At 69.6% G+C, this 22,198-nt stretch carries 20 protein-coding genes and 3 pseudogenes; 11 read left to right on the top strand and 12 right to left on the bottom strand.

Annotation, left to right across the window (positions count from 1 at the left end):
- Nucleotides 1-33: 33 nt before the first annotated feature.
- Nucleotides 34-729, bottom strand: a complete 696-nt coding sequence (locus ABZ833_RS08845; RefSeq protein WP_361043016.1) for a L,D-transpeptidase — start codon at nucleotides 727-729, stop codon at nucleotides 34-36.
- A 362-nt stretch (nucleotides 730-1,091) separates the two neighbouring features.
- Between ABZ833_RS08845 and ABZ833_RS08840 the strand changes: the two genes are divergently transcribed.
- Nucleotides 1,092-1,577 (top strand): phospholipase, encoded by a 486-nt coding sequence (locus ABZ833_RS08840; RefSeq protein WP_361043014.1) that lies wholly within the window; start codon nucleotides 1,092-1,094, stop codon nucleotides 1,575-1,577.
- Nucleotides 1,578-1,885: 308 nt separating this feature from the next.
- Here the strand turns inward: ABZ833_RS08840 and ABZ833_RS08835 are convergent.
- A pseudogene (locus ABZ833_RS08835) lies at nucleotides 1,886-2,591 on the bottom strand (haloacid dehalogenase type II).
- Between the two features lie 86 nt (nucleotides 2,592-2,677).
- On the opposite strand from ABZ833_RS08835, the gene ABZ833_RS08830 reads away from it, so the two are divergent.
- Nucleotides 2,678-3,217, top strand: coding sequence for an ABATE domain-containing protein (locus ABZ833_RS08830; RefSeq protein WP_361043011.1), 540 nt, complete (start codon nucleotides 2,678-2,680; stop codon nucleotides 3,215-3,217).
- A 40-nt stretch (nucleotides 3,218-3,257) separates the two neighbouring features.
- On the opposite strand, the gene ABZ833_RS08825 is transcribed toward ABZ833_RS08830, so the two are convergent.
- The 3 genes from ABZ833_RS08825 to ABZ833_RS08815 are packed head-to-tail and all read right to left on the bottom strand — an operon-like array spanning nucleotide 3,258 to nucleotide 6,297.
- Complete coding sequence (locus ABZ833_RS08825) at nucleotides 3,258-4,097, bottom strand: carbohydrate ABC transporter permease (protein WP_361043009.1); 840 nt, start codon at nucleotides 4,095-4,097, stop codon at nucleotides 3,258-3,260.
- Nucleotides 4,094-5,047 (bottom strand): sugar ABC transporter permease, encoded by a 954-nt coding sequence (locus tag ABZ833_RS08820; RefSeq protein ID WP_361043007.1) that lies wholly within the window; start codon nucleotides 5,045-5,047, stop codon nucleotides 4,094-4,096. The genes ABZ833_RS08825 and ABZ833_RS08820 overlap by 4 nt, the downstream gene beginning before the upstream one ends.
- Nucleotides 5,044-6,297: a sugar ABC transporter substrate-binding protein gene (locus ABZ833_RS08815; protein WP_361043005.1), complete on the bottom strand. Its 1,254-nt coding sequence runs from the start codon at nucleotides 6,295-6,297 to the stop codon at nucleotides 5,044-5,046. Before ABZ833_RS08815 ends, ABZ833_RS08820 begins: the two co-directional genes overlap by 4 nt.
- A 133-nt stretch (nucleotides 6,298-6,430) precedes the next feature.
- On the opposite strand from ABZ833_RS08815, the pseudogene ABZ833_RS08810 reads away from it, so the two are divergent.
- Together ABZ833_RS08810 and ABZ833_RS08805 are read left to right on the top strand one after the other, a co-directional pair.
- Nucleotides 6,431-6,716 (top strand): annotated as a pseudogene (locus ABZ833_RS08810) (RimJ/RimL family protein N-acetyltransferase); the annotation flags it as partial.
- Nucleotides 6,713-7,303: a helix-turn-helix domain-containing protein gene (locus ABZ833_RS08805; RefSeq protein WP_361043002.1), complete on the top strand. Its 591-nt coding sequence runs from the start codon at nucleotides 6,713-6,715 to the stop codon at nucleotides 7,301-7,303. The pseudogene ABZ833_RS08810 and the gene ABZ833_RS08805, both read left to right, overlap by 4 nt.
- A gap of 3 nt (nucleotides 7,304-7,306) precedes the next feature.
- On the opposite strand, the gene ABZ833_RS08800 is transcribed toward ABZ833_RS08805, so the two are convergent.
- Nucleotides 7,307-8,347 carry an SMP-30/gluconolactonase/LRE family protein gene (locus tag ABZ833_RS08800; RefSeq protein ID WP_361042999.1) on the bottom strand — a complete coding sequence of 347 codons (1,041 nt, stop codon included), beginning with the start codon at nucleotides 8,345-8,347 and terminating at the stop codon, nucleotides 7,307-7,309.
- A gap of 119 nt (nucleotides 8,348-8,466) precedes the next feature.
- Nucleotides 8,467-9,543: an SDR family NAD(P)-dependent oxidoreductase gene (locus ABZ833_RS08795; protein ID WP_361042996.1), complete on the bottom strand. Its 1,077-nt coding sequence runs from the start codon at nucleotides 9,541-9,543 to the stop codon at nucleotides 8,467-8,469.
- Between the two features lie 197 nt (nucleotides 9,544-9,740).
- On the opposite strand from ABZ833_RS08795, the gene ABZ833_RS08790 reads away from it, so the two are divergent.
- Together ABZ833_RS08790 and proP are read left to right on the top strand one after the other, a co-directional pair.
- Nucleotides 9,741-11,555, top strand: a complete 1,815-nt coding sequence (locus ABZ833_RS08790; RefSeq protein ID WP_361042994.1) for an NAD(P)/FAD-dependent oxidoreductase — start codon at nucleotides 9,741-9,743, stop codon at nucleotides 11,553-11,555.
- Between the two features lie 189 nt (nucleotides 11,556-11,744).
- Nucleotides 11,745-13,289, top strand: coding sequence for a glycine betaine/L-proline transporter ProP (proP, locus tag ABZ833_RS08785; protein WP_361042992.1), 1,545 nt, complete (start codon nucleotides 11,745-11,747; stop codon nucleotides 13,287-13,289).
- A gap of 31 nt (nucleotides 13,290-13,320) precedes the next feature.
- Here proP and ABZ833_RS08780 read toward each other — a convergent pair whose 3' ends face one another.
- Both ABZ833_RS08780 and ABZ833_RS08775 read right to left on the bottom strand, forming a co-directional pair.
- Nucleotides 13,321-13,851, bottom strand: a complete 531-nt coding sequence (locus ABZ833_RS08780) for a carboxymuconolactone decarboxylase family protein (RefSeq protein WP_361042990.1) — start codon at nucleotides 13,849-13,851, stop codon at nucleotides 13,321-13,323.
- Nucleotides 13,852-13,977: 126 nt separating this feature from the next.
- Nucleotides 13,978-15,534 (bottom strand): SGNH/GDSL hydrolase family protein, encoded by a 1,557-nt coding sequence (locus ABZ833_RS08775; protein ID WP_361042988.1) that lies wholly within the window; start codon nucleotides 15,532-15,534, stop codon nucleotides 13,978-13,980.
- 279 nt (nucleotides 15,535-15,813) lie between these two features.
- Between ABZ833_RS08775 and ABZ833_RS08770 the strand changes: the two genes are divergently transcribed.
- The 3 genes from ABZ833_RS08770 (at nucleotide 15,814) to thpR (ending at nucleotide 17,819) form a co-directional block, all read left to right on the top strand.
- Nucleotides 15,814-16,716: an RNA polymerase sigma-70 factor gene (locus ABZ833_RS08770; RefSeq protein ID WP_361042986.1), complete on the top strand. Its 903-nt coding sequence runs from the start codon at nucleotides 15,814-15,816 to the stop codon at nucleotides 16,714-16,716.
- Nucleotides 16,704-17,168: an SRPBCC family protein gene (locus ABZ833_RS08765; protein ID WP_361042984.1), complete on the top strand. Its 465-nt coding sequence runs from the start codon at nucleotides 16,704-16,706 to the stop codon at nucleotides 17,166-17,168. Before ABZ833_RS08770 ends, ABZ833_RS08765 begins: the two co-directional genes overlap by 13 nt.
- 72 nt (nucleotides 17,169-17,240) lie before the next feature.
- Nucleotides 17,241-17,819, top strand: a complete 579-nt coding sequence (gene thpR, locus ABZ833_RS08760) for an RNA 2',3'-cyclic phosphodiesterase (RefSeq protein ID WP_361042980.1) — start codon at nucleotides 17,241-17,243, stop codon at nucleotides 17,817-17,819.
- Here thpR and ABZ833_RS08755 read toward each other — a convergent pair.
- Nucleotides 17,816-18,427, bottom strand: a complete 612-nt coding sequence (locus ABZ833_RS08755; RefSeq protein ID WP_361042978.1) for a CGNR zinc finger domain-containing protein — start codon at nucleotides 18,425-18,427, stop codon at nucleotides 17,816-17,818. The genes thpR and ABZ833_RS08755 overlap by 4 nt on opposite strands.
- Nucleotides 18,428-18,595: 168 nt before the next feature.
- Between ABZ833_RS08755 and ABZ833_RS08750 the strand changes: the two genes are divergently transcribed.
- Nucleotides 18,596-19,339: a metallophosphoesterase gene (locus tag ABZ833_RS08750; RefSeq protein ID WP_361042975.1), complete on the top strand. Its 744-nt coding sequence runs from the start codon at nucleotides 18,596-18,598 to the stop codon at nucleotides 19,337-19,339.
- Between the two features lie 47 nt (nucleotides 19,340-19,386).
- On the opposite strand, the pseudogene ABZ833_RS08745 reads toward ABZ833_RS08750, so the two are convergent.
- A pseudogene (locus ABZ833_RS08745) lies at nucleotides 19,387-20,712 on the bottom strand (glycoside hydrolase family 30 beta sandwich domain-containing protein); the annotation flags it as partial.
- A 501-nt stretch (nucleotides 20,713-21,213) separates the two neighbouring features.
- On the opposite strand from ABZ833_RS08745, the gene ABZ833_RS08740 reads away from it, so the two are divergent.
- Complete coding sequence (locus ABZ833_RS08740) at nucleotides 21,214-21,762, top strand: TetR/AcrR family transcriptional regulator (RefSeq protein WP_361043175.1); 549 nt, start codon at nucleotides 21,214-21,216, stop codon at nucleotides 21,760-21,762.
- Between the two features lie 129 nt (nucleotides 21,763-21,891).
- On the opposite strand, the gene ABZ833_RS08735 is transcribed toward ABZ833_RS08740, so the two are convergent.
- Nucleotides 21,892-22,080, bottom strand: coding sequence for an antitoxin (locus tag ABZ833_RS08735; RefSeq protein ID WP_361042972.1), 189 nt, complete (start codon nucleotides 22,078-22,080; stop codon nucleotides 21,892-21,894).
- Nucleotides 22,081-22,198 lie beyond the last annotated feature (118 nt).

Raw genomic sequence — 22,198 nt, 5'->3', positions numbered from 1 at the left:
GGGCCGGGCCGTCGGATCCGTGAACACTGTGGATCAGGTGCCCGGCTTGCGGCCGTAGACGAAGACGTCGTCGCCCTTGCGCAGCATGTTCCAGTACTGCACGGCGTCCTTCTTCGTCATGTTGACGCAGCCGTGGGAGCCCGGTGGGGACCAGACGCTGATGCCGACCGAGTGGAACGCCTGGCCGCCGTCGAAGAACTGGCTGTACGGCATCGGCACGTGGTAGATGCTCGACACGTGGTCGATGTTGCGCCAGTAGACCTTCTTCAGGCCCGTGCGGGTCTCGTGGCCGTTGCGGCCGGTGCGCACCGGGACCGGACCGTACTTGAGGTTCTGGCCGTCCTGGATCCAGCTGAGCTGGAGCGTCAGGTCGACACAGGCGATGCGCCCCTTGTTGGTCGGGCACTTGCCCGCCTTGTTGGGGTTGTTGCCCACCGCCTTCTGCTTGTTCATCAGGTTCATGACGCCCCAGGTGACGCTGCCCGCGTACCCGGCGTTCGGGGCGATCTTGTGCTTGGTCTGGAAGGCCCTGATGACCTTGCAGTCGGCTGCCGACTGCTTGCCGTCCACCGGGCGGCCGAGGAACTTCTCGACCTGCTTCTGGTAGGGCCCGGTCTGTGTCGAGCACGACGCGGCCTGAGCACTCCCCGTACCGAGCGCCACCGTGAGCGGGGCCACCAGCACGGTGATCCCCAGAGCCACGGCTCCTCGTCTGCGTATGTCCCCCACTGCTGACCACTCCTCGTTCGTCATTCGTCCACGGGTCGGATCCCACCTGCTAGACGACGCGGCCCCGGAGTTCGTTGTAGGGCAAATCGACACAGGTGTGTAACAGGGGATGATTTGCCGCCGGGGCAGCCGCCCGGCGCCGGGGCCCACCGCGACGTCCGTGTCGGCCGCAGCGTGATGCCCCTTGACCGCCGTAACCACGCCCCCCACCCACCGGCAGAGCCAAGCTCACAATGACGGTGATGGCGCAACTCCCCGCCCGTCAAACGGAGTTCACGCGAATGTCTCGTTTATTGAAGGGCCAACTGTGGGCATGAAAGCGCTTGTTGAGACGGAAGCGTCATCCCCCCGCAGGAGACCCCATGCGCCCTCGACTGACCGCTCTCGCCGTGAGCTGTGCATCCCTCACCCTGGGATTAGGAGTAGCCGCCGCCCCCGCGTACGCCGTGCCCGCCGACAAGGCTCAGGTGCTCGGCCAGTGGACCCAGACCGACGCCGGCAGTTACAACGCCTGGGTGTCGGCCAACGGGAACCAAGGCGCCTGGAGCGCGTACCAGTTCAACTGGTCCACCGACTACTGCTCCAGCTCGCCCGACAACCCCCTCGGCTTCCCCTTCAAGACGGCCTGCGCCCGGCACGACTTCGGGTACCGCAACTACAAGGAAGCGGGCACCTTCAACGCCAACAAGGCCCGCGTCGACAGCGCCTTCTACGAGGACCTGAAGAGAGTGTGCGCGAGATACAGCGGCGCGACGAAGACCACGTGCGACGGGACGGCCTGGACCTACTACCAGGCAGTCGACAAGCTCGGCTTCTCCCGTGTGGTGGGCGACGGAACCGCCCGCTGACCCATCACTCCTCCAGACGAAGGGTGGTGGCCGCGTCCGAGCCACCGCCCCTGAACCTCGCCGTGGCCTCCCCGCGGCCACGGCGAGGCCACTCACCCGGTCAGCGTGGGCGTGGTGCGAGGAGCCGACTCCGTACGCTATAGTTGATCTTGAGCCCGCAGCCGGTGAAACCCCGGCAACGGGCCCGGCGTTGGTCGTCCAAGGAAAGACGCCCCGCTTCCTGCGGGGAAATGCAGGTGCAAGGCCTGCCCAGCGCTCATGGCAAAGCCCCGGACGCTTTTCGGCGTCCGGGGCTTTCTGCTGTGCCGCTACGCCGCCGTCAGCGCGGCAACCAGCTCATCCAGGCTCTGCGCCCGCCAGTCGAAGGAGTCGGTCGCCCTGGGTGGATCCCCGGCCGGCCGCCTCACGTAGGCGGTTCGCATGCCCAGCGCCTGAGCTCCGCGCAGATCCCAGGCATGCGCGGCAACCATCAACACACGCTCGGGCGGACAGCCCGCCGCCTCAACCGCGAGCTTGTAGACCTCCGGAGCGGGCTTGTAGGCGCGGGCGTCATCGGCCGACAACACCTGATGCCAGCGCAGCCCCGCATGCGCGTTCAGACGGAGCAGAGCGCCAGGAGTGGCATTCGAGAGTCCCAGTACGGGAAAGTGCCGCGAAAGGCGGGCGAGCCCGGCGACGGAGTCCTCCCAGGGGCCGAGCCGCTGCGATGCGGCAGCAAGCCGCCCCGATGGCCACCGGGTCGGTGATCCCGGCACGCTCGGCCACCCGCTCGGCCGCCTCGCGGTCGATGACCTCGCTGTTGGCATACGCCCGGTCCCCCTCTCCGATGCGCCGCTGCTCACGCTCGACATGCTCGTGCCACACCGCGAGCAGGTGCTCGACCGATGCCTCTGACGAGGCATGGTCAGACGTGGCGACCGCCTCGCCGATGGCCGCACCGAGCCCACCGGACTCGTCCACCATCGTTCCCAGGACGTCGAAGACGACGACCTCGATTTCGTGCGCCTCGGGCATCCGTTCTCCCAGGTCCTGTCCGTACGTCACCGGTTCAACAGGTGACAAGTGTTGCCCGACCGCACGTCACCGGTCAAGATGGTGACGTGCACTTCGCCTTCGTCAGCGGAAACCCCGCCCTGGACCTGGTCGCCACCGTGGAATCCCGCCGCGACCAGCCCCGCGACCTCCTTGCCACCCCCGCCGACCTCGAACAGTGGGTGATGGCCTGCGACGAACTCCCCGACCAGGTGCCCGCCGACCCCGCAGCTCTCACCTTCGCCCTTCAGCTCCGTGAGGCCATCCACCGACTCGCCCTCGACCTCATGCAGAGCCGCCCCTACACACCGGACAGCCTGGACATCCTCAACAACGCCGCTGCCGGGCCACTCCCCACCCTGCGGCTCAGCGACGCAGGCACCCATCTGTCGGGAGATCTCCGCTCCGCGCTCACCCACATCGCCCGCCGCGCGATCACCCTGCTCGCCGACCCCCACACCTGCCTGAAGGAGTGCGGCCGCCCCACCTGCACCCGCCTCTACCTCGACCGCTCCCGCGGCACGCGCCGCACCTGGTGCGGCATGCAGGCCTGCGGCAACCGCGTCAAGGCCGCCGCCTACCGAGCCCGCAAGCACACCGCCCCCTAGCCCCGGCGGGAGGACGGCACCCGGCGTACACGCGGCGCCGTCAGTCGTCGATGCCCGAGCGCTCCACTCCCGCCACGATCCACCGCTGGAAGAACAGGAACACCACGAGCAGCGGAACGATCGACACGGCGGCCGCGATGAAGAGCTCGTGCAGTCTGATCACCTGTGACGTGGTGAACGACGACAGGGCCACCTGTACCGTCCACGCGTTTCTGTCCTGGCCGATGACCAGTGGCCACAGGAACGAGTTCCACGCACCGATGAAGACGATCGTGCCCACCGCCGCGAAGACCGGCCGGGAGTTGGGCACGACCACCCGCCAGTACGTGCGCCAGTATCCGAGCCCGTCGACGCGCGCCGCGTCCTCCAACTCCCTTGGAAATCCCAGGAAGTACTGCCGGAAGACGAAGCACGCGAAGGCGGAGAACAGGGTCGGGACGATCAGACCGCGCAGCGTCGACACCCAGCCGAGCGACGAGACCAGGACGAAGGACGGCACGAAGGTGACGGAGGCCGGGACCATCAGCGTGCCGAGGATCGCGTAGAAGACCTTGTTCGCGTGGCGGTAGGGGATGCGGGCCAGGCCGTAGCCGGCGAGGGAGGCGAGCAGCAGTGTGCCGAGCGTCGTCGCGACCGCGATCAGGGAGGAGTTGAGCAGGGAGCGCGCGAACGGCACGGAGGTGTCGTCGAAGAGTTCCTTGACGTTCCCCCAGCGCAGCGAGGACGGGAAGAAGGTCCACTCGGGCGAGGTGATGTCGCTCTCGGCCGAGAGTCCGTTGCGCACGAGGAGGTAGAAGGGGATCAGGAACAGGAGGGCGAGCGCGATGAGCAGGGAAAGCCGCAGTGCGCGGCCCGCCCTGACCCTTGAGTCGTCTCTCACTCCGCCTCCTTCTTGCCGAGCCCGAACCACTTAGCCTGTCCCACCGTCACCACCGCGATGATCAGTGCGAGCAGGACGGCGCCCGCGCTGCCGAGGCCGAGGTTCTGCCCCTGGCCGAGCGCCGTGTAGTAGAGGTAGACGAGTGGGGGTCTGGCGTAGGGCGGATAGCCGCGGGAGTCCGAGAGCAGGTTGTAGAACTCGTCGAACGCCTGGAACGCGTTGATGACCAGGAGCAGCACCACCGCCACGGATGTGGCCTTCAGCTGCGGGAAGGTGATGTGCCGGAAGACCTGCCAGCCGGGCCGTGCCCCGTCCACGGCCGCCGCCTCGTAGAGGGTGGGGCTGATGCGCTGGAGTCCGGCGAGGAAGAGCACCATGTAGAAGCCCGCCTGGAGCCAGAGCCGGACGGTGACGATGACCGCCCAGTACCAGGGCGGGTCGGTCGTCGACAGCCAGGCGATCTGGTCGCCGCCGAACCAGCCGAGGACGGTGTTGGCGAGCCCGAACCGCACCCCGTTGAAGATGGACATCTTCCAGATCAGCGCGGCCACCACGTAGGAGCAGGCCGCGGGCAGGAAGAAGACCGAGCGGAAGAACGCCTGGGCGCGGCGCTGGCGGTGGACCATGAGGGCGAGCGCGAGGGAGAGCGCGTAGGTCGCGGGCACGATGAAGAGCGAGAAGACGAGGAAGGTCCACAGGCTGTCCGTGAACGCCTCGTTCTGCAGCATCGCCGTGTAGTTGCCGAAGCCGACGAAGTCGCTCGGGGTGACGGTGTTGTGGGCGTCGAAGAAGCTGAGGTAGACGCTCCAGCCGAGTGGGATGTACGTGAAGATGCCCAGGCCGAGCACGAAGGGCCCGACGAACACCCAGAACCAGAGGGTGCGGTTCTGGTGGCCCCACACCTTCCGTCGCCCGGTCGCCTGCTGTTCGCCACGGGCTGCTGTCGTCACGACGTCTTCTTCACCCGGCCGAGCTCGGCGGACACCTTGCGCACGACCTTCTTGAGCTCGTCGTCCGGGCTCGCGCCGTCCTTGATGATGCGGCTCAGGGCGTCCTGGTAGGCGCTCCTGCTGGCCGGGGTCCACAGGAGGGGTTCGGCATGGCCGTACTCCGTGGTGTAGCGGACGGCGTCGGCAGCCGCGCCCTTCCTGAGCTTCTCGGCCTTCTTCGCCAGGGAGATGCGGGCCGGGATGTGGAATCCGTACGCGAGGGCGAAGTCCTCCTGGCGTTCGGTGCTGTCGATCCACAGCCACTTGAGGAAGTCCTTGCCGGCCTGTTGGTGTCTGCTGCGGGTGCTGACCGCGGCGGCGTACGCCCCGACCGGCACCGAGGGCTTGCCCGCGGCTCCGTCCTTCGGGAACGGCAGGACGCCGAAGTCGTCGCCGAGTTCCTTCTGCACGGTGGGCAGTGCCCACAGGCCCGACCACTGCATGGCGGTCAGCCCCTGGACGAACGCCGACGGGTCCGACCAGTCGGCGGGCGCCCCCAGGAGCAGCGACTTGTCGGCGTACAACTGGTGGATCTTGCCGAGGGCGCGGGCGGCTGCCGGGTCGTCGAAGCCGACCTTTCCGTCGGCGGTGACGAGTTCGAGGCCGGCCGCGTGCAGGGGCGTGCCGCCCAGGACGCCGGCACCTCCGTCATTGCCCAGGAACAGGCCCTTCGTCTTCTTCGTGGTGAGTTTCCTCGCGGCGTCCACGAGCTCGTCCAGCGTCCTGGGCGGCCGGACACCGGCGTCGGCGAGCAGGCTCTTGCGGTAGTAGAGCATCTGCATGTCGATGACCTGCGGGATGCCCCAGATCTTGCCGTCGTACGTCTTCGGGGCGAGGACGGCAGGGTTGAAGTCGTCCTTGACGCCGTCGAACAGTTCGGTGAGGTCGGCCACCTGCTTGCCCTGGATCTGGTCGAGGGAGGGTCCGTTGGCCTCGAAGACGTCGGGGCCGGAGTCGGTGAGGAGCGCGGCCGCGGTCTGTTCGTCGTAGTTGCCGGGCCGCCACTGGACGGTGACGTTCGCCTTCTTGTAGGCGGCGGCGTACTTCTTCACGGCCTGCTCGGTGCCCTGCTCGCCGTACTGGTGGTACCACTGCGACAGCTTCGGCCCGTCCCCTGAACCACCGTCGTCCCGACCGGTGTTGGAACCACATGCACTCAGCAGCCCCAACGCCGCGCTCGCCCCGAGCAGTCCTCTGCGGCTGATGGTCATTGATCGTCCCCCTGTTCGGCGTACGGCTGATTCCGACGGCCCAACGATCAACCATGCAGGCGGATTACGACAGGGGGACTACGGCCGTGTGTCGGCTGATCCGGACACCCGGTTCTACCCTCTTCGGATGGCAGCCGCCGTGAGAGGCGTCAACATCAACAACATCGTCGGGGGGAGTCTCCAGAGCGGAGCCCTCGGCTACACCTCCTACGCCTCCACCACCGGCTGAACGGCTGGAACTCCACCGGCTGGAAGCGAACATCCAGCCGGACAACACCGCCTCGCTCCACCTCGTCGAACGCCTGGGGTTCCGGCGCGAGGGATTCTCCACCGCCTTCCAGTTCATCAACGGCGAGTGGAGGGACCACGAGCGCTGGGCGATCACCGCACAGAGCGGGCGTACTACCCTTCCAGCGTGACAAAACCCCCCGAGCGCCAGGGCCCGCGGCCGGCCAACCAAGGGCCGCGGGTCGCGGCCCGCAACCGTGCCGCCCTCATCGCGGCCGCCCGCGAGGTGTTCGCCGAGCAGGGTCTTGACGCACCCCTTTCGGCCGTCGCCCGCCGCGCGGGGGTGGGACAGGGCAGCCTCTACCGGCACTTCGCCGACCGGATCGCGCTGGCCTCCGCCGTCCTGGACGAGAACGTCCAGCAGATCGAGCTGGCCGCAGACGAAGCCGGAGCCGACCTCGCGAGCGTCCTGGGCGTGGTCACCTGGCACCTGACCCGCTCGACGGCGTTCGTCGACCTGCTGCGCATACGGGGCGCGCGGGGCGACGGCGAGCAGGCCAGGGCGCTGGCCGGGCGCGTCCACTGCGTCCTGTCCCGGTGCCTGGCCGCAGGCCATCGGCTGTCCGCCGACGACGTCATGCTCGCCGTCGCGATGGTCTCCGGGGCCGTCACCGGCCCCACCCCGGAGGAACGGGAACGCCGCGCTCTGGCGGCCTGGGGCCTGCTCGGCGTCGAGGTGGGGCCGTTGCGGCCCGTCGAGACCGATGTCGACGTGTGACCGTCAGCCGCCGTTGGACTGACGGATGCCCTCGGCGAGCGCGGTGAACCGGAAGACGTACCCGCCGTCGGGTCCGCTGACGGTCATGTACGCCTTCTTGCCGCCCGGGGTGATGGCGACATTCGTGGCCGACTCCAGCCCCTTGGCGGCCTTGGCCGGAATCTCGACGGTGGCGAGCCGCTCTCCGTTCGGGCTGTAGACCGCCATGGCCGGTCGGCCGTGCAGCGCCTGGTAGAGGTTGCCGTCGGCGTCCACGGCGATGGAGTCGGCCTGGGCCACCCCGGCGTCGACGTGGATGGCCTCGTGCTGAGAGGTCACGGCGGTCTTGTCGGCGTCGAGCAGGAGGTACGAGACGGTGTTCTCGGCGAGTTCGCTGATCCACAAGCCGTGCAGCTCCGGGTCGAACATCACGCCGTTGGGGTGGGCGAGCCCGTCGGCAAGGACGGTGGACTTCTCGCCGTCGCGGTCGATGCGCACGATGCGGCCCTTGGCCTCGCCGGGCTTCATGCCGTGCAAGTCGCTGACGTACAGGTTGCCCTCGTCGTCGAAGGCGATGTCGTCGAGGTTCGTGGCGGAGCCTTCGACCTCGCCGGAGAAGAACGTACGCGGGTCCGAGCCGTCCGGCTCGATGCTGACGATCGATCCGGTGTAGTCGGTGAGGTAGAGGCGGCCGTCGTACGGGCTGATCTGCGCGGAGGTGTAGGCGCCCGTCTTGTCGGTGTAGACGCCCTCGCTCTTCCCGGTGGTCAGGTCGACGGAGAGGACCTTGGGCTCACCGGCGGGTGCGGTGACGTCCACGACGTACAGGTCGCCGTCCTCGTCCAGGACCGGGCCCTCCAGCAGGGTTCTGCCGGTGACCTCGTGAGGGTCGGTCACGTGCGCGATCTGGGTGGCGCGGATCGTGCGGCCTTCACCGGACGGCTCGGGGCGCGAGGCCGATGCGCTGGTGGTGGTCTGGGTGCCGCATCCGGTCAGGGCAAGCAGGCCCCCGGCAGCCAGGATCGCCAGGGCGGGGCGGGGGTCGAGTGTGCGGTGGGGTGTCATGGGGTGGAGGTGCTCCTTCCGCGCGTCCGGGCGGGGCCGGACGTGGTGGTGTGCGGGAGACGTACGGCGGACTGCGGGGCCGGTGCGTGGGCGGCGGGCGAGCCCCGGCCGGACGGGTGTCAGGCGGCCGACCAGCCGCCGTCGGAGGGCAGGATCGCGCCGTTGATGTTCACCGCGTCCCTGCTGAGCAGGAACGTGATCGAGGCGGCCAGTTCATCGGCCATGGCCAGGCGCGGGATCGCCACGCGCATCTTCGCCGTGCGGGACGAGCCGTAGGGGGCGGCGGCGGGCATCGGGATGCCGGTGGCGACCGCGCCGGGGGCAACGGCGTTGATCTGCACGCCTGTTCCCGCGTACTGATAGGCCGACGACATCGTCAGGCCGACCAGGGCGTGCTTGGACGTCGTGTAGGCGGCGCCGGCCGCCGAGCCGCGCAGGGCCGCCTCGGAGACGACGTTGACGATCCGGCCGCCGCCCGCGGCGAGCATGCCGGGCACGACGGCGCGCATCAGCCGCATCGGGCCGTCGACGTTGATGCGCATGACGCGTTCCCAGGTCGTGTCGTCGACTTCGTGCACGGCGGCGTCGTCGTCCATCACGCCCGCGACGTTGGCCAGGGCGTCCACGCGCCCGCCCGCGGCGGCCAGGACCGCGTCGGCGGAGGCGGGAGCGGTGATGTCCGCGGTGACGGGCACGAGTTCATCGCCCAGGTCGGCGGCCAGGGCCGCGAGGCCGTCGGCGGAGATGTCGACGGCGATGACGCGGCCGCCCTCGCGCACGATGCGGGAGGCGACGGCCTTGCCGATGCCGGAGGCGGCGCCGGTGACGACGACGCTCCGGCCGCCGAAGCGGCCGGGCGTGACCTGCTCGGTCCACGGCTCGGGGGCGCCGATCTCGACGCCCAGGTCGGGCTCCGGGGCAGGGACAGCGGCACCGGTCGGCGACGGGGCCGGTGCCGCGGTCGGCAGGCCGTCGGGGATCTGCCCCGTCTCGGCCGCGGTGACCAGCACGTCCACGAGCTCCGGCGGGAACTTCCCCCCGGACATCTTCACGAGCTGCTCAAGCGGCAGGCCGAGGGCGGGGGCAAGGGCCTCCTCGCTCTGTCCCTGGGAGGCCAGCAGGCCGCGCAGCACCTGTCCGGCGGTGGGCTCCGCCAGCCAGTCGCGCAGCGGGGAGGCGGGGGTGACGTTCGGCATCGCAGGCCTTTCATGTCGTGGCGCTCGGGCGGGACGCGGGGTGACCGACCCCAACCGGACAACACTGTCCGGTTCCTGGGTTACGGTACCTGTGGCCGCGCGGGACGCTCCAACGAGGGCACTGACCACGCCTGTTCGGGACCCGGCGCAGCTCCCCCACGAGCCCGACCCACCTCCCCCACGAGAGGCCTCGCACCATGCACCTGCCGCAGTACGCCACCCAGCCGACCCCGCAGGAGATCGTCGCCCTGCGCGAGCGCTACCGCCTCGAGCGGGAACGCCGTGTGCGCCCCGAAGGCGCGGGCCAGTACCGGTCCACCGAGGCGGAGTTCGGCTACTTCGCCGACGACCCGTACTCCGGTGGGACGGCGGAGCGCGAGCCGCTGCACGACGTGGTGGACGTCGCGATCGTCGGCGGCGGGTTCGGCGGGATCCTGGCGGGCGCACGTCTGCGCAGTCAGGGAGTGGCGCAGGTGCGTGTCATCGAGAAGGGCGGTGACTTCGGCGGCACGTGGTACTGGAACCGCTACCCCGGCATCCACTGCGACATCGAGTCGCACGTCTATCTGCCGCTGCTCGACGAGACCGGATACGTGCCCGAGTGGAAGTACGCCCCGGGCGAGGAGATCCGCCGGCACGCGGTGCGCATCGCCGAGCAGTTCGGCCTGTACGAGCACGCCCTGTTCTCCACCGCCGTCACCTCCCTGACCTGGGACCAGAGGGCCGAGCAGTGGCTGGTCAGGACCGACCGGGGCGACGAGTTCCGGGCCACCTACGTCATCACCGCCACCGGCACGCTCTCCGAGCCCAAACTGCCCGGCATCCCCGGCATCGAGGACTACCGGGGCCACACCTTCCACACCTCGCGCTGGGACTACGGCTACACCGGCGGCAGCCCCGAGGGCGGCATGAAGGGCCTGGCGGGCAAGCGGGTCGGCGTCGTCGGCACCGGAGCCACCGGTGTGCAGGTCATCCCGATGCTGGCCGAGGACGCCGGTCAGCTGTACGTCTTCCAGCGCACACCCTCGGCCGTGGACGTGCGGGGCCAGCAGCGCATGACGCCGCAACAGGTGGGGGCGGACCGGCCGGGGTGGGCCGCCGAGCGCCGCGAGAACTTCCTGCGGATCTGCTCCGGCGAGCACGCCGAGCAGGATCTGGTCTCGGATCGCTGGACGGAGTCGGCCGGTCTGCTCGAGAAGCTCCTGCCCAGCTTCCGCCGCCGGGGTGAGCCGGACTTCGAGGCCGCCTACGAGGTCGCCGACCACGCGACGATGAACACGATCCGCGCCCGCGTGGCCGCCGAAGTCACCGACCGGGCCACCGCCGCCGCCCTCAGGCCCTGGTACCGGTACGCGTGCAAGCGCCCCACCTTCTCCGACAAGTACCTGCCCGCGTTCAACCGCGGCAACGTCACCCTGGTGGACACGGCCGACACCCATGGGATCGAGCGCATGACCGAGCGCGGCGTCGTCGTGGGCGGGGTGGAGTACGAGGTCGACTGCCTGGTGTTCGCCACCGGGTTCTCCGTGGGCCTGTCCGGCATCACCTCCGGGAAGCTGCCCGTGACCGGCCGCGACGGCATCCAGCTGCTGGACACGCTGAGGCAACGGGGTCCGCGCACCCTGCACGGCTTCACCAGCAACGGATTCCCAAATCTGATCCGGATGGGCTCACTGCAGAACGCCAGCAGCGTGAACTTCACACACATCCTGGACGAGCAGGCCGTGCACGCCGCCGCCCTGGTAGCCGCCGCGGAGGAGAAGGGCGCCGTCGTGGAGCCCACCCCCGAGGCCGAGGACGCCTGGGTCGATGTCTGCGGGCAGGGCGCCCCCGACCACGCGTGGTTCCACGCCGAATGCACCCCCGGCTACTACAACGGCGAGGGCCGCGGCCGCCCGAACGGTCCGACGGCCTATCCGCACGGCGCCGTCGCCTTCCACGAACTCCTGCGCCGCTGGCGCGAGGAGAACATGGGCGATGCTCTCCAGGCCAAGGCCGCCGCCTCGGCCTGATTCCCGCCGAACCGGCGGGCGGACAATTTGCCGGTCACTCTTGATCAGCCTAATTTTGCGGCGACACGGCTTTTTCTCGGTCAAGAGGAGAAAAGCTTCATGGTGAAAGGCCTTCCGCACCGAAAGCCCCCGCGATCCCGGGGCCCTGAGACGGAATCGACGCGCGCATCACGGTCGGCGACCGACCGCATGGCGCGTACGCTGCTGCGTCGTCGGAAGAAGGCGCTCAGTGCCGAGGACGTCATGGTCTCGGACCGCCCGAAAGTGCGGCGCGCGGTGACGGCTGCCGCACTGGGCAACACCATGGAGTGGTTCGACTTCGGCGTCTACGCCTATTTGGCGGGCACGATCGGCAAAGTCTTCTTTCCGTCGAGTTCGCCCGGGGCCCAGGTCGTCGCCACCTTCGCCACGTTCGCCGCGGCCTTTCTCGTACGCCCACTGGGCGGTCTCGTATTCGGGCCGCTGGGTGACCGCATCGGCCGGCAGAAGGTGCTCGCAGCCACGATGATCATGATGGCCGCGAGCACGTTCGCCGTCGGCCTGCTGCCCTCCTACGCCTCGATCGGCTTCGCGGCCCCGCTGCTGCTGCTCGTGTGCCGACTGGTCCAGGGCTTCTCCACGGGCGGCGAGTACGCCGGTGCCACCACCTACATCGCCGAGTACGCCCCCGACCAGCGGCGCGGCTTCCTGGGCAGCTGGCTCGACTTCGGAACCTTCGTGGGCTACTCCCTGGGCTCGGGCCTGGTGACGGTCCTTACGCTCACCCTCGGATCGGACGGCCTGGAGAGCTGGGGCTGGCGCATCCCCTTCTTCATCGCAGGGCCGCTCGGGCTCATCGGCCTGTACATGCGGCTGAAGCTGGAGGAGACGCCCGCCTTCCAGCAGGAAGCCGCCACCGCCGCCGCGGAGCGGGAGGCGGGTCCCGAGGGCGGCGAGGACGACCCCGTCGAGCAGGCTCGCCAGTCCGGCAAGGGGCGCCTCAAGGAGATCTTCACCCGCCACTGGCAGGCGGTGCTGATCTGCATGGGGCTTGTGCTGCTCTACAACGTCACGAACTACATGGTGACGTCGTACCTGCCCACCTTCATGACCGTGACCCTGGGCGAGAGCGACACGACCGCCCAGTTGCTGGTGCTCGGCACCATGCTGCTCGTCGCCCTCGCCATCACCACCGTGGGCCGCAGCTCCGACCGGTGGGGCAGACGCCCGATGTTCATGGGCGGCAGCATCGCGCTGATCGCACTCGCCATCCCGGCGTTCCTGCTGATCCGGGAGGGTGGCATCCTCCTGCCCGCGTTCGGCTGCGCCATCCTCGGTCTGCTGCTCGTCTGCTTCGCCGGCACGGCCGCGGCAACGCTTCCCGCCTTGTTCCCCACCCGTCTGCGCTACGGCGCGCTCTCGATCGCGTACAACATCTCCGTCTCCCTCTTCGGCGGCACCACCCCGCTGCTGGCCTCCTTCCTGGTCGACAAGACCGGCAACACTCTGGTGCCCGCCTTCTACTTGATGGTGGCGGGAGTGATCGGCCTGGTCTCGACGTTCTTCCTGCACGAGACCGCGGGCCGACCGCTGCGTGGCTCAGGGCCCATGGTCGAGACGCACGACGAGGCCCGCGAGATGGTGGCGCGCAGCCGCACGGAGGCGGGGCGCCACGCACGCGACGTGTGGCTGCGGTTGTGGCATCCCCGTGGGAGCCGGAACGATTCCACGCGAGGCCGTGAGCGCGGGGACTGACGTGTCGCGCGCGGTGGGACAGCCCACGTGCTCACGGTCCGGCCTGCCGCCCGACTCCCCCGGGCTCGTCCTCCACCGCCACCTCGAAGGTGTTGAGGAAGTCGCAGATGAGTTGGTAGAAGCCCACGGTGATCACGAGGTCAGCGAGCTGGTTCATCGTCAGGAATGCCAGTAGCTCCTCACGTGCGGCGTCATCGAGGGTGTGCCGGTCGAGCAGTTGGTCCGTGGCGGCCAGGACGGCGGCTTCGGGGCCGGAGAGCTTCACGGCCGAACCGGTATCGGCGGCGGCGAGCGCCTCGTCCCCCAGCCCCACGAGGCGAGCGGCCTTCTCATGGTGGTGGACCTCGTAGGCCGCTCCGTAGACACGGCCGACCCGCACGATGGCGAGTTCGCGCAAGGTGTCCGGCAACGAGTTCCGCTGCAGGATCGCGTCTCCGAGCCTGAGTACGCCCGGTGCGAGGACCGGCGAGTGCATGATCATCCGGAAGATGTTGAGCGAGCCGTGAGACGTCACGGCCTCCTGTAGTTCCACGGGCAGCTGGGAGAGATCCGGATACTCCATGTCGGCTCCGTTCGAGAAGGGCGACGGGCTACGCGAGCCTAAGGGAACACCAAGCGCGTCGCTTCGTCGTCCGGAGCGGAATCGCCCGGCCTCATTGCTCACACGGCGGACAGATCTGACCCATCGTCAGAGAAGGGAGAAGACCCGCCGGAACAGGTCCAAGGCCTCATCGGCCCAGCCAAGGGCCTTCAGGGAGGAACCCAGATTCCCCGGCGGGCGGTTGACCAGTGTGTCGTGGCGGATGAGCCGGTCGAAGTCGACGAGCACCGGGTCCTGGCGGAGGGTGTCGCCGTCCGGGCGGAAGAACCGGACTCCCGCCAGCCGCATCACATTGATCACCTCCTGGGCGAGAATCCCGTACCCGACGGTCGTCGGGTGGACACCGTCGAGGGAGAACAGGCCGCCGTCGGTGCGCCGTTCGCCGTCGCCCGCGAGGAAGTGGGAGTTCGGGGGCGGAGAGAGCGCCTGCAGCGCCGACGGCAGCGGATACGGCTGCCACCAGTCCGGACGCGCCTGCGGGTCCTCGGCGTAGCGGCGCGACGCCAGGCGGTCCATCAGGCCGCAGGTCTCCAGCAGGTACCAGTCCTTCCCGTTCTTCCGGGCAGCGCGGACCGTCGCGGTGATCGCGTCGTTGTACTCGTCGATCGCCTCGTCCACCTGCCGCGCCTCGTCCGCGGTGATCTTCGGGTCCCGGCCGGCGTCGAAGTCCCTGTCCTTGATCCACGGACGGGTGTAGTAGGGGTAGTACCGCGAGCCGGGCTGGACCTTGCCCGCCACCCCGCGCGCTATCGGCGCGATCGTCACGTGCGGAACCGTGCACCAGATGACGTGGCGCGCCTTGATGGCGGCGACTTCCGCAGCCACTTTGCGCAGTTCGGACGTGAAGTGCTTGGGCTGCCAGACCGTGAAGCGCCGCTTGTCGTCCAGGCTGTCGAAGCCTGAGTCCTCGCTCCACACCACGTTCAGTTCGGTCACCGCCCGCAGCGCGTTGTTCGCACCCAGGAACACGATGAGCGTCTCGATGCCGTGCTTCGCTCCTGTGCCCTCGGTGTCCTTGCCCAGCTCGGCCGCCGCGCTCAACTGGGTCAGGGCACCCGCCGCCTGGGGCCGGGTGGGCAGCACGCGTAGCGCCGCGCGCTCGCCGGCGTTCTGCACCACCTGATTCACCAGGTTGTCCTTGGGCACGTCGATCCGCTTGCGGCACTCGTCCGCCGACTTCGACAGCGCATCGCGCAGGTCCCAGCCGAACACGGCGAGGTTGTGCATGATCGCCGTGGTCGAGGGCACCGTTCGGCCCGGCCCGCGCTCCCAGTAGTCCTCCACGCGGTCCATCACACTGCGGGCCCGGAACAAGGCCAGCGGCGCCTCCCACCAGTCCACGGTCCGCCCGTAGCGGGACTCCAGGTCACGCAGGAACAGCTCGAGGTTGAAGGGCAACCCGCCGAAGCCTCCGTAGAGGGGGTAGCGGAAGTCCGGCAGGCATCCCAGCTCATGGGCGACGATCGCCGGGTACGACAGAGGGGTGTTGAAGATCGCCGCGCTCTGGAAACCCTGCGTCAGCGAATCCCCCACCGCGACCAGCCGGTGCCGCGGATTGCCCGCCCGGTTCGTACTGACGTCGACCCCCACCTTGGGATCGGCCTCGGGCGCCCGTGGACCTTCACGACGTACGGCACCGGCCATGATTCCCCCTGGCACACCGCGGGGCACCGGCTGCGCCCTCGCGCGGGGCCTGTTCCTGCGTAGCAGAGCCTGCCCGCGGGCGGCACGTCGCGGACGAGAGATACGCAGAATTCGGTGCCGCCGGGCTTCTCGCACCATCGGGACGCGGTGTGGGGTGGATCACAGTGGCGAACTGTCACGCTTCGCCGTCGCGGGGTGTCTCGATGGGCGTGCGACGAGAGGAGCAGGGTGTGCTGACGGAGTACCGGTCCACAATGACCGGGCGGGACGGGGCCGCTGATGACTGAGGACGACGCCTTCACCGAGCACCGTCCGCTGCTGTTCACCATCGCCTACGAGATGCTGGGCAGCGCCGCCGACGCCGAGGACGTACTGCAGGAGAGTTACCTGCGATGGAGCACCGTCGACCGGGCGGCCATCGCGCATCCGCGTGCCTATCTGGTCCGCGTGGTGACCGGCCAGGCCCTCAACCACCTGCGCGCGGTCAAGGCGCGGCGCGAGGACTACGTCGGCCCGTGGCTGCCCGAGCCGATCCGCACCGCGCCCGAGGTGAACGAGGACGCGATCCTGGCCGAGTCGGTGTCGATGGCCATGATGCTCGTCCTCGAAACGCTCAACCCGACCGAGCGCGCGGTGTTCGTGCTGCACGACGTGTTCGGCTACACCCACGGCGAGATCGCCGCCTCGGTCGGCAAGACCGAAGTGACCGTCCGTCAGATCGCCCACCGCGCACGCGGGCACGTCCACGCACGGCGCCGCCGCTTCGAGCCCGACTCCGATGCCACCCGGGCCATCGTCCGGCGATTCCTGCTCGCGGCCACGACCGGTGAGATCCAGGCGCTGATGGACCTCCTCGCGCCCGACGTCGTGGAGATCTCCGACGGCGGCGGGAAGGTGACCGCAGCCCGCCGGCCGATCACCGGCCGCGACGACGTCGCCCGCTTCACCCTCGGCGTGGCCCGCACCAGCATCACCGCCACGACCCGCATCGAGCACGCCGTCCACAACGGCATGCCCGCGGCCCTCTGCCTCACCGACGGCCGACTCGACTGGCTGCTCGCCTTCGAGATCCACCACGGCCGGATCACCGGCCTCTACGCCATGCGCAACCCGGACAAGCTGCACCGCGCCCGGACGGTGCGCCCACTCGACCGAGGAGATCTCCAGCCATGGAAACCATGACCGCCCGGCGCACCATCGACGCCCCGATCGACGACGTGTTCGCCTGGCTCACCACGACCACCAACTACACGCGCTCGCCCCTGGTGCTGCGCTGCCGCCTGACCCGCCACGGCGACGGCGCCCCCTACGGCGTGGGTGCGGTCCGCAGCCACCTCTGGATGATCGGCTGGCTCAGCGAACGCATCACCCACTACGACCCGCCCCACGCCACCGAATACGTCGTCGACCGCAGCGTGCCGCCGTCCCGGCACGAACTCGGCCGCATGACGTTCACCGAGACCGACGGCGGCACCCTGGTCGAATGGATCACCCGCGCCGAAATGCGCGCCCCGCTCGTCGGCGCTTTCCTCACCCGGCACCTCGTACGCCCGATGATCACCCGCAGCTTCCACAGCATCCTCGACGCCGCCGACACCGCACTGGCCCGACACCCCAGCCCCAACCGGGCATGACGACGCACGCCGTCCCGGGCGGGGACAGGGGTGGCGGCTGTTCCACCGCCCGCATGCGGTACGAAGTGTTCTGTGAACGAACAGATTCAGCCCGCGACCGTTCGTGTGTTCATCGCTCTCGCCCCGCCCGACGACGCGAAGCAGGAACTGGCCCGGGTACTCGAACCCGCCTACCGCGCGCATCCACGGATGCGGTGGAACCGCATCGAGGACTGGCACATCACCCTGGCGTTCCTCGGTGAGGTTCCCGCCTCGGCGGTTCCCCTCCTGCGTACGCCGCTCGCGCGCATCGCGGCCGCCCGCAGCCCCCTCGCCCTGTCGCTGCGCGGTGGCGGGCACTTCGACGAGCGTGTGCTGTGGAGCGGGATCGACGGCGACCTCGACGCGTTGCATCTGCTCGCCACCGAGGTGCGTGCCGTGGTCGACGACTGTGGCATCGCTCGCGCGAACCGGCCGTTCCGCCCGCATCTGACGCTGGCCCGCGCCCGCCGGGACACTCCGTCGTGCGCGGTGGAAGCCGCTGCCGGGCTCACCGAGTTCAGCGGCCGGACATGGCAGGCCGCGCGTCTGCACCTGGTCGCGAGCAACATCGGCCGCGGACCTGGGCCCATCCACTACCGCGACGTCGGCGCCTGGGACTTCGGGGCCTAGTCGCCTGGAGGCCCGGGTGTCACGCGGTGGCGCTTGTAGTGGCGAGCCGCGCGGGCCCGGTTGCCGCAGGAGGCCTTGCACCACTCCTGCCTGCCGTGGCTCTTGACGAAATAGCGCACGCACCGAGGCGCCGTACAGGCGCGCAACTGCTCTCGCTGCGGGCCGCTCAGAAAGTCCACCGCCGCTCGGGCAAGGGCCGCCAGGACGCCGATGTGCGGGTCGCTCTGCGCCGTCAGAAACCGTGCGGTGGGGGTCCCGTCCCGGGGCCAGTCCAACTGCGGGGCGACCAGCTCCCGGGCGGCGGTCGCGTTGAGATGGGCCAGCGCCTTGTCCGCGGGCATCAGGTGACGGGCGTCCGCCGGGCTGGGCGGCGCCGGGCTCACCGCCCGCGCGAACAACGCCCGCACCGCTCCCCGCAGTTCGATGATCCCCTGTCTGAGGTTGTCATCCGCCGTGAGTTCCCCTGCCCGGATGTGGACGGGCAGCAGGTCGTCCTGCGCGCGGATCCAGCGGGTGACGTCCTCGACCGTGGCCAGGTCGTCGGCGACACCGCCGTCCCCGTCATGCCGGATCGTGCTCGCCAACTCCAGTGCCGGCCAACGCTCCACGATCCGTCCCCTTCTCCCTCTGCCCGTTCCGGGCCCTGCTCTCCACCACTTGATCACATCCCCCGCACACTCTACTGTCCCTAACGGTAAATCCGTAGACTTCCGTTAGGCCCCTGAGGCGGGGATCCCTCCACCCGACCGACCCCGCCACCTGGAGGAGACAGAGCGATGACAGCGTTGCTTGCCCACATCAGCGACCTGCACCTGGACGGCAGCGAAAGGGCGACCCGGCGCGCCACGCACGTCATGGACTACCTGCGCGCCCTGCCCCGCCCGGTCGACGCCCTCCTGGTCACCGGGGACATCGCCGACCACGGCGACGAGGCCGAGTACGAGGAGGCGGCCCGGATCCTGATCGCCCCCTTCCCCGTCCTCACCTGCCCCGGCAACCACGACGCGCGCCCCGCCTATCGCAAGGCCCTGCTCGGCCAGAGCCCCGCCGACAGCCCCATCAACCAGGTGCACCGCATCGCCGGCACCGCCGTCCTGATGTGCGACTCCACCATTCCCGGCCGCGACGAGGGGCGCCTGGACGCGGCGACACTCGCCTGGATCGACTCCACCCTTGCCGCGCTGCCCCACGGCATCCCCGCGCTCATCGCCTTCCACCAGCCGCCCGTCGCGCTCCACCACCCGCTGCCCGACGCCCACAGCCTCCAACACCCCGAACAGCTCGCCGCGCTCCTCGCAGCACACCCGCGCATCGCAGCCGTCCTCACCGGCCACGCCCACACCGCGGCCGCCACGACCTTCGCCGCGCGCCCGCTGATCGTCGGCCCCGCCATCACCTGGACGCTTCGCCTGCCCTGGGAAGGCGACCGGCCCGCCGACCGCGAGCAGCCGCCCGGCCTCGCCTTTCACATACTCGACGACGACCACCGCCTGACCACCCATTACCGCGTCCTCCCCTGAGGCCGGGAGGGGAAAGGCCACCTCGCGCCCCTCCCCCAACGACTCGCTCAAGGGCGCCAGGTGAAGGTGGCCACCGCCCCTGCGGGCAACGTGCAGGTGAAGGTGCGGCCCGCGTCCGTGACCGAGAACGTCTTCGCCGCGGAGCCCGTGTTCACCGCGTACACGGCCCGCGATCCGTCCGGGTTCTGGAACGCCACGTTCTGGATGGTCGCGTCGGCGGTCGAGCCGATCCGGGTCGCTCCCTCGTCCACGAACTTGGTCAGATGGCCGAGCATGTAGAACTCGGCGTTCCTGGTGACCGTGCCGTCGGTCCTGGTCTCGACGACGCCGTTGCAGCGGGTGCCGCACAGTCCCTGGTGCGGGCCGCCGTTCTCGTCGAGGGCGAGGTTCCAGCTGACGACGGTCTCGCCGCCGCTGCGCATGTTCCGTACGACCAGATTCTCGGCGTGCCACTTCAACGTGTCGCCGAACGTCTTCGAGGCGTCCGAGGAGTCGGTGCCCGAGCACTCCGTGAAGAACACGCGCTTGCCCGCGTCCCGCACCTGCTGCTCGGCCTCCGGGGTGCCCCCGTAGCAGTGGAACGCGGCGCCGATGAGCCGGTTCATCCCCGAGGTCCTGCCGAACACGTCGAGCGGGTAGTTCGGGTGGTCCCAATTGTGGTCGTAGGCAAGGATGTTGGTGCTCAGACCGGCATCGGTAAGGGTCTTGTCGAGGACCTTGAGGAAGGATGCCTGCTCACTTGAGGTCATCGACATCGACGGGTACGTGGAGTTGGCGAACTCCGGCTCGTTCTGGACGGTGAGGTCGGTGAGCTTCACGCCCTCTGCCTGGTACGCCTTGACGGCCTTGACCAGGTAGTCGGCGTAGTCCTGGTAGTGCGCGGCGCTGAGGCTGCCGCCCTTGAGGGAGCCGCCTGTCTTCATCCAGGCAGGCGCCGACCAAGGGGATCCCATGAAGCGGATCCGCGGGTTGACGGCGAGCGCCTCCTGGAGGACGGGGAGGGTGTCCTTCTTGTCGCGGTCGATGGTGAAGGTGCCCTTGATGTCTTCGTACGTGGTGAAGTTCGCGTCCGCGTTGAAGTCGCTGCTGCCCAGGGGCTGGCGCAGGTAGTTCAGGCCGATGCCCTCGCCGTCCCGTGAGAACAGGGACGTGAGCAGCGCCTTGCGCCGGTCGGCGGGCAGTTGCCGGATGAGGCGGGCGGACGCCTCCGTCACCGAGGCGCCCGCGCCGGTGAAGCGCTGCCCCGTGGCTTCGGGGTCGATGCGGATGTCCGTGCTCTGGGGCTGACCGGTGAAGGGCGCCTCGCCCGCGTGCGTGAGCCTCTTGCTCCCGTCCGGCGTGGTGATCCATACCTGCGCCGCGGGATCGGCTGCCGCGCGCTCGGAGTTGCCGTGGGCCGCCGCGGGAGTCGTCGCGGGGGCCGGGCGGGCTTGCGCCTCGCCGAGGGGGCCATAGGCGATGGCCGCGCCGGCGAGCGCCAGGGCCGCTGCCGCCCCGGCGGTCTTCATACCTGTGCGGGGGTGTGGTCCGGTGCTTGATCTGGTGCGCGTTCCGGCTCGTGTTCTCATGTGCGGCTCCTGGTCTGCGATGGGACGCGAACAGGGATCCATCGCAGGCCCTGCCGTACGGCGGCGGCAGGGCCTGCGATGGCGTGAACGGGCAACATGGAAGCACACTTACTAAGTACTCAGTAAGTGGTTGGGGAGCGGTTCTTTCCGGGCGATCAACTCGCGCCTAGACTCCGCACGGTGAGCACGCAAAAGGCGGCGAAGGCCGCAGGCGCGAAGACTTCGACGGACCGCCGACGCCAGGGGGAGACCACCCGCCGCGGCCGGAGCCAGGCCGCCCAGGAGCGTCACGACGAGATCCTTCAGATCGCCATGGAAACCTTCGCGGCCCGTGGCTACGGCAAGGCCTCGCTGGCCGAGATCGCCGATCGCGCGGGCCTGACCCAAGCAGGCGTCCTGCACTACTTCCGCACGAAGGAGAATCTCCTCACCGAGGTCCTCGAACTGCGCGACAACGCCGAGATCGCACCGCTCGGCCCGCAACGGCCCCGCGGACTCGCCTTCCTGCGCCACCTCGTGGACACCGTCCGCCACAACACCGAACGCGAGGGCATCGTCCGGCTCTACACGGTCCTCTGCGCCGAGAGCGTCACCGACGACCACCCGGCCCAGCCCTATTTCCGGCAGCGCTACGCAGGCTTGCGCACCTTCATCACCGAGGCCCTCGCCGAAGCCTGCGAACTCGACGAGGCGCGCCCCGACCTGGACATCGAGAACACCGCCAACGTGATCATCGCCGTCATGGACGGTCTACAGGTGCAGTGGCTCCTCGACCCGGCCGCGGTGGACATGGCGGCCGCCACGGAGCAGGCGCTCGACGCCCTTCTCGCGCACATCCGCGCCCAGCAGTCCTGACAGCCGAGTGCCCCGCCCCCTGCATCACGGGGGCGGGGCGGCAGCGCTGCAGCCACAGCGCGGATGGAAGAACCCAGGCTATCGGCGGGCACTGACAATCGTCGGCCGCCCTACGGCTGCGAGGCGGACCTACGACTGCGGGGGCTGGTCCTGGTCCCTGCCGAGCTGGTCCCTCAGCTTGTCCTGGGCCGTGTCGACCTGGCCGGAGTACTTGCTCTGGGTCTTGTCGTCGACGAAGTCGCCCGCCTTGTCGATTCCCTTGCCGGCCTGGTCCTCGTGGCCCTTGAGCATCTGCTTCAGCTTGTCCATGACTGACATGGGCAACCGCCTCTCTGTGTCGCCCCCACCACCAGGCTCACATTGCGGGGCGCGATGCGCATCCGGTGGCCCGCCCCGGCGCCTCTGCCTGCGGTAACCCGTTCGCGCGCCTCCTGCT

The organism is Streptomyces sp. NPDC047525 (genome assembly GCF_040643025.1).
In the GTDB taxonomy this organism is placed as follows: domain Bacteria; phylum Actinomycetota; class Actinomycetes; order Streptomycetales; family Streptomycetaceae; genus Streptomyces; species Streptomyces durmitorensis.
The sequence above is the reverse complement of the archived record's forward strand: the minus strand, read 5'-3'. Positions and strand labels throughout refer to the sequence as shown.